Origin of the sequence: Streptococcus pseudopneumoniae, assembly GCF_001074975.1 — a bacterium.
GTDB classification, from domain to species: Bacteria; Bacillota; Bacilli; order Lactobacillales; family Streptococcaceae; genus Streptococcus; species Streptococcus pseudopneumoniae_D.
In genome coordinates this window covers 1-12,106 of the sequence record NZ_JUUO01000015.1, presented here as the reverse complement: position 1 = coordinate 12,106, position 12,106 = coordinate 1, and the positions used below count along the sequence as shown (strand labels likewise).

Below are 12,106 nucleotides of genomic sequence, written 5' to 3'. Positions count from 1 at the left end.
TGTAGAAAAAAAGTCCCATAAGATCTATAATGAAAAGCAACCAAACCATCATTAGAAAGAATCATATGGAACAATTACATTTCAATAAGCATATTTCAACTCACATTTTTCGTCACACACATATCAACTTTTTAAATGAGCTAGGAATTCCTCTCGAAGTAATTCAAGATTGTGTTGAACATACACGAGGAAGTCGTGTTGCAGATATCAATCTGCACTTTACACAAAAAACCCACCCTCATAGGCAGGTTTCATCTGTATTGTTCAGCTAGATTAAGCTTTACCTTCTGAACCGAATACGTCGATACGTTCTTCAACTGATGCTTGGATAGCTTTTACACCGTCAGCCAAGAATTTACGTGGGTCGAAGAGTTTTTTCTTGTCGTATTCTGCTTCGTTTGCTTCGTAGTCACGAGCAAATTTACGAGTTGCGTTAGCGAATGCGATTTGGCATTCAGTGTTAACGTTAACTTTAGCAACACCAAGTTTGATAGCTGCTTGGATTTGCTCATCAGGAATACCTGAACCACCGTGCAATACGATTGGGAAACCTGGTACAGCTTCAGTCAATTTTTGCAAGTGATCAAGGTGAAGACCTTTCCAGTTTGCTGGGTAAGGACCGTGGATGTTACCGATACCAGCTGCCAAGAAGTCGATCCCAGTTGCAACCATTGCTTTAGCGTCTTCGATTGGAGCCAATTCACCATCACCGATGATTCCGTCTTCTTCACCACCGATAGTACCAACTTCAGCTTCTACTGATACACCATTTGCATGCGCAAATTCTACAACTTTACGAGCCTTTTCAAGGTTTTCTTCAACTGGAAGGTGTGAACCGTCAAACATAACTGAAGTATAACCAACTTGAATACACTCAAGTGCATCTTCGTAGTGACCGTGGTCAAGGTGGATAGCTACTGGTACAGTGATACCCATTGATTCAACAAGGTTAGCGATCAAGTTGCGAGCAACTTTGTAACCACCCATGTATTTAGCAGCACCCATTGAAGTTTGGATCAAAACTGGAGCTTTTTTTGCTTCTGCTGCGCGCAAGATAGCTTGAGTCCACTCAAGGTTGTTTGTGTTAAATCCACCAACTGCATAACCGTTGTCACGAGCTGCTTGGACAAATTTTTCTGCTGAAACGATTGCCATTTTATCAGGCCTCCTGTATATTTTTATGGGACATCCCATTTACATTGTTCATTTTATCACTTTTTGACAAAAAAATCTAGTTTTTCCCGTAGTTTCGATTGAATTTCTTCTAGCTTCATCTATGTAAACCCTTTCTCTTCCTAGTCTTGGCCAACTTTTGGAAAAGCTATAAAGAAAGTTAAACGATTCTCCTCCATCTCAAAATGATAAGGTAATTTTTCATGTTCTAGTAGACTCTTAACCACAAAGAGCCCCATCCCATAACCCTTAGCCTTGCGACTAGCATGATCAGAAAAAGATTGGGCTAGTTTTTCTTGTTCTTCAGGACTACAGCTATTCTCGATAAAGAGCTCCCCTTCTCTTTCTCCAATACCAACCAAGCCACCTGGAACAGAGTGCTTGATAGCATTGCTGATGAGATTAGACAGAATCAACTTCATGACAGATGGGTTTAGATAAGCCTGCTGATGAGTCAAACCATTGTCTATCTGGAGATCTCTTTCCTTGGATAGCAAGGCATAATCCTTAACCAGACTTTGCGTCATCTGGTGTAAGTCAATTTTTTCCCTATCATCTCGTAATTCCTGCACAGACGAGAGAGAAAGTATCTGGAGAACGTGGTGATTGAGCTCATCCACAATTCCTAAGGCAACTCCCAGATAGTGGTCTCTATCCTTATAACGACCGACATTTTCTTTCATGTTTTCGATCAGGATTTTCAAACTAGCCAGAGGTGTTTTCAATTCATGAGAAGCCCCCCGTAGGAATTCGACCTTTATCTTTTCCAGCTGGAGAATGGCTTCATTCTTGTCATGCAAGTCCGCAATGACAGTCAAAAGGTGCTGATAAAGGCTATTGATTTGTTCCTTGAGATCACCAATCTCATCCTTAGAATCCACGCGCAATCGCACTTGGGCATCCAGTTCCATCATTCTACGAGTTACCCGCTTGATTTCCAAAATCGGAGCAACAATGGTCCGAGCATAGATGTAGGCCACCAAGAGGGAAATCAGAAAGGATGCCAGCAAGGTATAGGGGAGAAACTGGAGACTGATCTGCTCTGCTTCCTTTTGCAAATCCATGGAAGCTAGAAACTGGAGAGTCATGGTGCTACCGTCTTGCGTTTTCACCTCGCGCTCCTCAATAAAGAGAGAGGTGGTCTGACTCTCTGTATCCAGAGGAAGGCTGTCCTTGACTTCTAACTTGTCCTCGGTCATCTCGCCCTTGACCGCCCCCCTAATATCACTAGTCTGGGAATACAAGTCTAACACTTGCTCAATGCTCTGCCTATCCTTACCTTCTAGGGACTGGGCAATGGCTGTCGCTTTTTGACCGATGGTTTCCTGACGATGGATCAGATAAGTCGAGGGAAATAGAAAATAAATGGCTAAATGTAGACAAATAACCAGAACGCTAAAAATCGAGAAGGTATAAATAAATATCTTTGTAAATAAACCTGTTCGTTTCATTTTCGCTCCAATTTATAACCAACATTGCGAACAGTGAGGATACAATCCAAGTCTAGCTTTTTCCGAAGTTCCTTGATATAAACATCAATGACACGGTCAAAGGGAACCTCATCTGTCACCTTCCAAACGGCATCGATTATCTGAGATCGGGTCAAGGCCCGTCCTTCATTTTTCACCAGATAGTCCAAAATTTCCAACTCTTTGGCATTGATGGCTACTTCCTCTCCTGCTAGACTTGCACTGTAGCTCTCAAAATCCACCTTGGCATCCTTATAGGAGAAGATTCGTCCTGTATCATAATAGCGCTTGAAAATCGCATCTACCCTCACTTTTAAGAGGGAGAGGGAGAAGGGCTTTTCCAGATAGCCATCTGCCAGAGAGGCAAAGGCACTCATCTTGTATTCTTCATCCTGAAAGGCGGTCAACATCAAGACAGGTACTTGGCTGGTTTTGCGAATCTCTGCTAGGACTTCTAGGCCATTGAGCTTAGGCATCTGGATATCCAGTAAAACCAAGGCTACTTCATAGCTGGAAAATTGTTCCAAGGCTTCTTGCCCATCTGCAGCCTCAATGGTTTCATAACCACAATCTGTCAAATAGTCACTGACCCCCTCACGGATCATCTCTTCATCTTCTACAATTAAAATTTTCATAGAAAAATCTTTCACATTCCTTTAAATTTCTTATAAATTATCTCAGTTTCATCTTGAAAAGAAGTGGCCTTATCAAGATGAAATAGATAAAAATGCTACCTATATTATACCCCATTTAGGGGAGAATAGGTAGCAAGTTTGTTATTCGCTATCCAGCAAGAGTTCTTTTGGTTGTTTTCTAAGGAGATTGCTTGAAGCAAGCGCCATAACGAGAACCACTAGAACCAAGGCAAGGACAAAGACGATGATAAAGTCTGATGTCTGAATGGAAATATCTAGGCTCGACAAGGTCTTGCTAAAGCCATCTACTTCTGCACCACCACCAAGGTTAGAGGCTTGAGCCGCCTTGCTGGCTTGCTTGGCAACACCTGAAGTGACATTGGCAAGAACAGTATTTCCGATTGCACGCGCTGTGTAGTTAGCTAGGAAATAAGCTGAAACAAGAGCTGGGATAGCAATCAAGATCGATTCCGTGATGAATTGACCCAAGATACTTGCCTGCTTGAGACCGATAGAGAGGAGAATTCCCACTTCCTTGCGACGGGCGTTGATCCAAAGGCTGAGCAAGAGGGCAAGGAGAAGAACTGAGAAGCTCAAGCTACCCCAGAAGAGGAGGTTGGCCATCTTGTACATACCAGAGATAGATTGCTCAAGAGCTGGGTAGTTAGAGGAGCTCTTAACGAGTGTGTAGCTCTTCCAGTTGATACCGCTGATACCACTCAACTCTTTCATGACGTCATCCAAGTTTTTGTCTGCTGTTAAAAAGAAGGTTGCGTCCCCATAAATAGCCGTTTCTTCTGTATAACCATATAGTTTAGCAGCTGTATGGATGTCTGTAATAGCTGTATTTTCGTATAGTTCTTGTGAGTAGGTTACTGCTGACTTATTGTGGCCATCAAAGAGTCCCTTGATAGTCACTTCGACTGTTTCCTTAGCTCCTTTTTCATTGTCTGCATCATAGATATTAGAGTCTAGTTTGACCTTATCCCCAACTTTCCAGCCGTGTTTGGCTGCCAAGTCCTTGTGCATGAGGATCTTGTCCTTATCGTCGTTGGTTAGGTGCTCACCTTCGACCAGCTTATAAGAACCAGAGACAAACTTGTCTTCTTTAGAGGAATCATTGACACCTGTAATCATCAAGCTACTTCCAAAATGTTTAGCACGATCAGGTGTTAGATTCTTCTTGGTTTCTGGCGTTTCGATGAGTTCATAGCCAGTCAAATCCCCAATAGCGTTGATGCGTTTCACATAAGACTCGATGGCCTTATTTTCGGTGATTTTTTTGATGTCCTCACCCTTAATATTCCCAGCACCACGAGGCGTTCCTTGATTGACGCGACGATTGATTTGCATGGAGAAGCTATTGGTGATATTTTTAAAGGTCTCCTGAGAAGCCTTGGCAGTAGCTCCCTTGATCGACAAGCCGACCAAACTCAAGCTCGCCATGAGGAGAATAATCAGGAAGATAACAATCGATTTGAAAAACTTCCTTGTAACATAGGCAAATGCGTTGTGTAACATAGGTTCCCTTTCTATATGTTGTTCTATTTTATAGTTCTAACAGAAAAAGCTCATATTATTTCATAGTATTGCGAGTTTCAGTTAGTTTTTTATCTTTCAACTCAAGTGTAATATCTGACGCTTGTGCCACTTCTTTGCTGTGGGTTACGACAATGACACATTTACCTGTTTTCTGGGCAAGTGATTTGAGCAGTTCGACAATATCTCCAGCAGTTTTAGGATCCAGATTTCCTGTTGGCTCATCAGCTAGAATTACTGGAGCTTCTGATACTAAACTACGAGCAATGGCAACACGTTGTTGTTGACCGCCTGATAACTGGAGAACATTCCGCTTAATCTGACTTTCATCCAAACCAAGCTCAAGAAGTGTATCCTTGCTGGCCTTTTTGTTGACCAAGCGGATATTTTCCAGTGGAGAAAGATAATCTATCAAGTTATAATTTTGAAAGACCAGGGAAATATGGTGCATGCGATGGTAAGAATAGCCCTTCTTACGAATGTCCTCTCCTTGGAAAAGGATAGAACCTTCGACAGGACTATCTAGACCAGCAAGCAGGGATAAGAGAGTGGATTTTCCTGCTCCTGATTCCCCAATAATACTGTAAAATTTCCCGGGTTCAAAATTATAATTGATCTGATATAGGACTGCTTCAGCAGTGTTCTTATAACGGTAGGTAACATCTTGTAATTGTAATAAAGTCATGATTTCTCCTTCTTAACTAATAGATGATAAAATTTCTTTCGGCGATTTTCTAAATAAGAATAGGAAACAAAGGGCTACTGACAAGCAACTAATCAACAACAGAAAGACATAGGATTCTGCAAAAGATAAGATGCTGGTTGATAAACCGCTTGCTTTGGCTAGTGTGTCTTGTAAGGCTGTCTGATCTCCACTTGCTAATAGAGTTTGGAGTAGGTAAGTTGTGATAGCATTTCCTGCAACAAATGCTGGAAGCAAAGCTCCAAGAGATGCCAAAACTACCTCTAAACAGAACTGTAGGAAGATTGAGCTCTTGCCTTTTCCAAGTGCAAGTAAAATTCCCACCTCGTAGACCCTTTCTCTCAACCAGAGAGACAAGACCAGAATTAAGGCTCCTGCTCCTGCTATCATGATCCCATAAAGGAAAATGGTCAGAAAGGTTTGGAAGGTTGCAACTGAGTCTTTGATTTGTTCAAAAGCCTTGTTTTCCTTCTCGACTTGGTAGCCTTGATTTTCCAAGAACAAGTTTTCCACCTGCTTCATAAGTCCGTCCATTTCCCTAGGATTTTCTACATAGAAGCGAGCTGCACTGACTTGAGGTTCACCATTACCCAAAAGGGTTTGGCTACTTTCATAGTCTGTGAAGACCTGGTTTTCACTGAAGTCGGAAGACAAGCCTGTGAATTTCTCTTGTTTTTTACCAGAAAAGATGCCGACAATTTCAAACTCAACTGTTTGACCACTTGTGCCCTCAGCTTGACCTGCATCTAAGGAAATCTTGTCCTTAATAGACAGTCCATTCTTCTTAGCCAACTCTTCGTGGATGAGAATTTTCTTTGAATCCCCTTTTTGAAGGTGTCGCCCTTCTTTTAAATTGAAAGCTGAGCTGGTAAAGGTCACATCCTTAGACGAATCTTCAAGAGCCGTTAAGCTAACTAAGTTCTTGTCCGCAGCTGACAAATCATCACGTTCCACGCTCTGCTCGCCACTCACCGCTTCCTTGTCTTTTAGTTTTGCGACCGTCTCGAGTTCAGGAGAGACATTTTCCAGCCCCTTAATCTTGCTTACAGATGCTAGGTCCGACAGCTTGAAAGTCTGACCATTTTCTATCTTCTTAATAGAAAAAGATGTGTTGAGTGATTTGTATAGATTGGTTTCCACTGTTTTGTTGGACTTCATCAGAGTCAAACAGGCTGAAATTCCGCCCAATAGGACAAATAAAATCAGAAATAAAATAAAACTTCTCAGCCGCTTTCTGCTGACATAAGCCCAAGCTCTTTGGATTGGATTCATTTGTCACCTCCATATTTGTAAGACTATTATAAAATCCAAATATGAAATGTTTATGAAATACAAAAAAAGAGCCAAAATTTTTTGCTCTACTTAAATCAGATGAAAAAAAGAGCTAGCCTAAGCTAACTCTTATCCTATGCGGAGAGAGGGACTTGAACCCTCACGACCTAAAGCGGTCACAGGATCCTTAGTCCTGCGCGTCTGCCAATTCCGCCATCCCCGCGTCGATTACTTTACTAGTATATCAACTTTTGGGATGCTTGTCAACACTTTTTTTCAAATTTTTTCATTTCATCAACTAAATTACTCTGAAATTTCATTTAGCTTTTCATCTACTAACTTAGCTCCAAGTGTATTTTTGAAGTGTCCTAGAGCAAATTGATGATTTTCAGGCCATATAGAAGCAACAGCTGATTGAACAATCTCGATATCATATCCTAGATTATAGGCATCTATAGCTGTATGCAGGACACAGATATCCGTCAAGACTCCTGTTAAGATAACTGTAGACACTCGACGCTCTCTCAAACGAATATCTAGGTCAGTTCCTGAAAAAGCTGAGTAATGGCGTTTATCCATCCAAAATACACGACTGTCTGAACCATGCTCTTGATAAAAGGTCCCCAAATCTCCATATAAATTGCGTCCACTAGTCCCAATCAAATTGTGAGGAGGAAATAGCTTGCTTTCTGGATGGAAACAATCGTTTTCTTTATGAGCATCGATGATAAAGAAGATGTAATCTCCACGTTCAAAAGCTAACCGAGTCACCTTGCTGATGGCTTCCGAAATAGCTTGAGCTGGAGCACCTGCTGTCAATTTACCACTGTCGGCAACAAAATCTTCTGTATAATCAATCGAAATCAAAGCTTTAGTCATTAGTAATCTCTTTTCTTCACTTCTTCAAAAATATCTGAAATCAAGACCTTAAGGTAGGTTCCCTTCATTCCAAGTGAGCGACTTTCAATAATTCCCGCAGATTCAAGTTTACGAAGAGCATTGACAATCACAGAACGGGTAATACCGATACGGTCTGCAATCACAGACGCAGTTAACTGCCCTTCATTTCCATTTAATTCCCCTAAAATCGCTGAAACAGCACGGAGTTCTGAATAAGAAAGGGTGTTGACTGCCATGGTGACGGCAGTACGGCGACGGATATTTTTCTCATCTTCTTCTCGTTGGAAGTTAAGAAGCTGAATCCCAACAACGGTACTGGCAATCTCAACAAGGATCAAATCCTCATCTTCAAATTTTTTATCATTACGCCAAATAATCAAAGAACCAAGGCGAATCCCTGATACATGAATCGGTGCAATGGTCGTCAAACCATCTGGAAAGTCGGCACGACTTTCCACAGGGAAAATACTTAAATCATGATCAACTGTCAGATTGGCTTCTGTATCGTAGATCATATTCGCACCTTGAATGTAGTCATCTGGGAAAATCTTAGTTTGGAAGAATTGCTCTACACGATCTGTATTGGTCTTATAACGCATAAAATAGCCAAGGAGACGTCCTTTGCTATTTACGATACAAGCATTACAATCAATAATATCTGCCAGTTGACGGGTAATCGCATTGTAGGGAAGTTCTTCCTGCAACTGCTCCTCTGAGCGCTTCAGGATAGAAGTAATTTTTCTTGTTTTTTCTAATAAATGTGCCATTTTTCACCTCGAATTTAATCGCTATCATTATAACATAAAAAGCTTGAATTTTCAATTATTATCTGAAAATTGCTTATTTAATTGCAATTTAGACTAGCTGAAATATTTTAGAAAAATAGATTTTTATCATTGACAAACTAATTTATCTTTGATATTATATTATCATAAAAAGATGGATGGATAATACCTTTCCATTTCACCTATCCTTTGCTATCACCATCTTCTTTCACCCTTGGTCTCCTTATATAAAAAAGCGATTCATTTTGAACCGCTTTTTCTTATTTGTCGCCCTTGTTACGAATAACAAAGCCTGTTTGCTTTTCGCTTGAAGTATTGCGTGGTTTTTTATTATCCTTACGGTAACGTTTTTCCTTATCAAAACGATCATTGCCACGACTTCCTTTTTTGAAATCATCACGACGACCATTGCCACGGCGATCACGGTCTCGACGGTCGTCCCCACGACGGCCTCCACGACCTCCCTTACCTTTACCACCGAAGCCATTACCTGATGGTTTAAACGGCAGTGGTTTTTCACGCGCAATCTCCACTTCAGGAAGACTATCTGGATCCTGAACTGTTAAGCTGAGAATATACATGGCCAATTCTTCAGGGCTGAATTCTGAGGCCAATTGACGAGCATCCTTGCCAAACTTCTCAAAGTTTCTACGAATCTCCTCATTAGCAAAATCACGTTCGATTTTCTTAAGAGCTACTTGCTTTTTAGCTTGGAAGGCTTCTTCTGCACTTGCAGGTTTGAGACCTTTCATGCGTTTCTTTGTCAAGTTCTCGATGATTTGGAGGTAACCCATTTCATTAGGTGAAACGAAGGTAATAGACTGACCTGATTTACCAGCACGACCTGTACGCCCGATACGGTGAACATAACTTTCAGGATCTTGTGGAATATCGTAGTTGTAGACATGGGTCACACCTGAAATATCCAAGCCACGCGCTGCAACGTCCGTCGCAACTAGAACATCCAGATTACCGTTTTTAAAATCACGAAGGACACGAAGACGTTTGTTTTGGTCCAAATCACCATGAATTCCTTCTGCACGGAAGCCACGGATTTTAAGTCCACGAGTCAATTCATCCACACGGCGTTTAGTACGACCAAATACAATAGCAAGTTCTGGTTGTTCCACATCCATAAGACGAGTCATAGTATCAAATTTTTCTTGCTCTTTGACACGGAGATAGTATTGGTCAACCAATTCTGTCGTCAATTCCTTGGCAGCAATCTTGACATGCTCAGGCTCTTTCATAAACTGAACACCGATACGTTTAATGGCATCTGGCATAGTTGCTGAGAAGAGTAGGGTTTGACGGTTTTCAGGGACACGAGAGATGATCGCTTCGATATCTTCAAGGAAGCCCATGTTGAGCATTTCATCCGCTTCGTCAAGGATAAGTGTTTCAATATCTTGTAATTTCAAGGCCTTGCGTTTGATCAAGTCTAATAGACGACCAGGTGTTCCCACCACGATATGGGCACCCGATTTAAGAGCCTTAATTTGTTTTTCAATGCTTGAGCCGCCATATACTGAGCGGACTTTGACTCCCTTACTACGACCAAAACGGAAGAGTTCCTCCTGACTTTGGACAGCTAGTTCACGAGTTGGAGCGATGACCAAGGCTTGGATGGTCGCTTCTTCTGTACGGATTTTTTCAAGGGTAGGCAAGCCAAAAGCTGCTGTTTTCCCTGTACCAGTCTGAGCTTGACCGATAACGTCCTTGCCTTTTAGAGCCAAGGGAATAGTTTGTTCTTGGATAGGACTGGCTTCTACAAAACCAGCTTTTTCAATCTCTGCTAGCAAATCAGCAGACAAGTTTAATTCATTAAATTTCACGTTATTCTTCTTTCTAAAGGTGGTGCGAAGCCACCCTATAGGGCTTAGTTTATACTTTTCTTTTTATGACGTATTTTCATATACTGGATACAAAATCGTGTTGCTTCTTTTCCACAAAAGAAAAGTACTGTTTTCTTTGCAACCTATCTAGTATAACACAAGACCAGAACAAAAGATAGCCCAATCCATCGATAAAGTCATGTAAACGATTTTTTGAGAAAATGAGGCTGAAATTTCCACTATTTCATAAACTTTTTTAAAGCGTAGCAGAATTGTGCAAAAGTTTTTTTCTTGTGCTAGAATGAAAGTCGAAAAGGAGGAATTCTAAATGTTAACTTATGATTTAATCGTTATCGGATTTGGTAAAGCTGGTAAAACACTAGCTGGTAAATTGGCTTCAGCTGGCAAAAAAGTTGCCCTCGTTGAACGTAGTAAAGCTATGTACGGTGGAACTTGTATCAACATTGGTTGTATCCCAACTAAAACTTTGCTAGTTGCTGCTGAGAAAGACTTGTCTTTTGAAGAAGTGATTGCTACCAAAAATACTATCACTGGTCGCCTCAATGGTAAAAACTATGCTACTGTTGCAGGTACAGGCGTAGATATCTTTGATGCAGAAGCTCACTTCCTTTCAAATAAAGTCATTGAAATCCAAGCTGGTGATGAAAAACAAGAACTGACTGCTGAAACAATCGTCATCAACACTGGTGCTGTTTCAAACGTCTTGCCAATCCCTGGACTTGCTACAAGCAAGAACGTCTTTGACTCAACAGGCATCCAAAACTTGGACAAATTGCCTGAAAAACTTGGAATCCTTGGTGGCGGAAATATCGGTCTTGAATTTGCTGGTCTTTACAACAAACTTGGAAGCAAGGTTACTGTCCTAGATGCCTTGGATACTTTCCTACCTCGTGCAGAACCTTCCATCGCAGCACTTGCTAAACAATACATGGAAGAAGACGGTATTGAATTGCTTCAAAATATCCGCACTACTGAAATCAAAAACGACGGTGACCAAGTTCTACTCGTAACTGAACACGAAACTTACCGTTTCGACGCCCTTCTCTACTCAACTGGACGTAAACCAAATGTAGAACCACTTCAACTTGAAAATACAGATATTGAACTAACTGAACGTGGTGCTATTAAAGTAGACAAACACTGTCAAACAAACGTTCCTGGTGTCTTTGCAGTTGGAGATGTCAACGGTGGCCTTCAATTTACTTACATTTCACTTGATGACTTCCGTGTTGTTTACAGCTACCTTGCTGGAGATGGCAGCTACACACTTGAAGACCGTCTCAATGTTCCAAACACCATGTTTATCACACCTGCACTTTCACAAGTTGGTTTGACTGAAAGCCAAGCAGCTGATTTGAAACTTCCATACGCTGTTAAGGAAATCCCTGTTGCAGCAATGCCTCGTGGTCACGTAAATGGAGATCTTCGCGGAGCTTTCAAAGCTGTTGTTAATACTGAAACAAAAGAAATTCTTGGAGCAAGCATCTTCTCAGAAGGTTCTCAAGAAATCATCAACATCATCACTGTTGCTATGGATAACAAGATTCCTTACACTTACTTCACAAAACAAATCTTCACTCATCCAACCTTGGCTGAGAACTTGAATGACTTGTTTGCGATTTAAGTTAAGATTCAATCGTATTGAACAGCCCTCTGAGGGCTGTTTTCATTTCTGCGAAATCTCATACTCTTCGAAAATCAAATTCAAACTACGTCAGCTTCACCTTGCCGTACTCAAGTACAGCCTGCGGCTAGCTTCCTAGTTTGCTCTTTG

At 41.2% G+C, this 12,106-nt stretch carries 10 protein-coding genes and 1 tRNA gene; 1 reads left to right on the top strand and 10 read right to left on the bottom strand.

Annotated features, from left to right (window positions below):
- Positions 1 to 273: 273 nt before the first annotated feature.
- The 10 genes from ADI86_RS00840 to ADI86_RS00795 form a co-directional block, all read right to left on the bottom strand.
- Positions 274 to 1,155: a class II fructose-bisphosphate aldolase gene (locus tag ADI86_RS00840; RefSeq protein WP_049531395.1), complete on the bottom strand. Its 882-nt coding sequence runs from the start codon at positions 1,153 to 1,155 to the stop codon at positions 274 to 276.
- A gap of 140 nt (positions 1,156 to 1,295) precedes the next feature.
- Positions 1,296 to 2,624, bottom strand: coding sequence for a sensor histidine kinase VncS (gene vncS, locus ADI86_RS00835; RefSeq protein ID WP_049531394.1), 1,329 nt, complete (start codon positions 2,622 to 2,624; stop codon positions 1,296 to 1,298).
- Positions 2,621 to 3,277 carry a response regulator transcription factor VncR gene (vncR, locus tag ADI86_RS00830; protein WP_049531393.1) on the bottom strand — a complete coding sequence of 219 codons (657 nt, stop codon included), beginning with the start codon at positions 3,275 to 3,277 and terminating at the stop codon, positions 2,621 to 2,623. The genes vncS and vncR overlap by 4 nt, the downstream gene beginning before the upstream one ends.
- A 141-nt stretch (positions 3,278 to 3,418) precedes the next feature.
- Positions 3,419 to 4,798, bottom strand: a complete 1,380-nt coding sequence (vex3, locus tag ADI86_RS00825; protein WP_049531392.1) for an ABC transporter permease subunit Vex3 — start codon at positions 4,796 to 4,798, stop codon at positions 3,419 to 3,421.
- Between the two features lie 55 nt (positions 4,799 to 4,853).
- Positions 4,854 to 5,501, bottom strand: coding sequence for an ABC transporter ATP-binding subunit Vex2 (gene vex2 / locus ADI86_RS00820; RefSeq protein ID WP_049531391.1), 648 nt, complete (start codon positions 5,499 to 5,501; stop codon positions 4,854 to 4,856).
- A 12-nt stretch (positions 5,502 to 5,513) separates the two neighbouring features.
- Positions 5,514 to 6,791 carry an ABC transporter permease gene (locus ADI86_RS00815; RefSeq protein WP_049531390.1) on the bottom strand — a complete coding sequence of 426 codons (1,278 nt, stop codon included), beginning with the start codon at positions 6,789 to 6,791 and terminating at the stop codon, positions 5,514 to 5,516.
- A 137-nt stretch (positions 6,792 to 6,928) separates the two neighbouring features.
- A tRNA-Leu gene (locus tag ADI86_RS00810) sits at positions 6,929 to 7,014 on the bottom strand.
- 80 nt (positions 7,015 to 7,094) lie between these two features.
- On the bottom strand, positions 7,095 to 7,670 hold the full coding sequence (locus tag ADI86_RS00805; RefSeq protein WP_049531389.1) for a cysteine hydrolase family protein: 576 nt from the start codon (positions 7,668 to 7,670) through the stop codon (positions 7,095 to 7,097).
- On the bottom strand, positions 7,670 to 8,458 hold the full coding sequence (gene codY, locus ADI86_RS00800; protein ID WP_000940738.1) for a GTP-sensing pleiotropic transcriptional regulator CodY: 789 nt from the start codon (positions 8,456 to 8,458) through the stop codon (positions 7,670 to 7,672). The genes ADI86_RS00805 and codY overlap by 1 nt, the downstream gene beginning before the upstream one ends.
- A gap of 278 nt (positions 8,459 to 8,736) precedes the next feature.
- Positions 8,737 to 10,311: a DEAD/DEAH box helicase gene (locus ADI86_RS00795; RefSeq protein ID WP_049531388.1), complete on the bottom strand. Its 1,575-nt coding sequence runs from the start codon at positions 10,309 to 10,311 to the stop codon at positions 8,737 to 8,739.
- A gap of 328 nt (positions 10,312 to 10,639) precedes the next feature.
- Here ADI86_RS00795 and ADI86_RS00790 point away from each other — a divergent pair, with 328 nt between their 5' ends.
- Complete coding sequence (locus ADI86_RS00790) at positions 10,640 to 11,956, top strand: FAD-containing oxidoreductase (protein WP_049531387.1); 1,317 nt, start codon at positions 10,640 to 10,642, stop codon at positions 11,954 to 11,956.
- Positions 11,957 to 12,106: the final 150 nt, after the last annotated feature.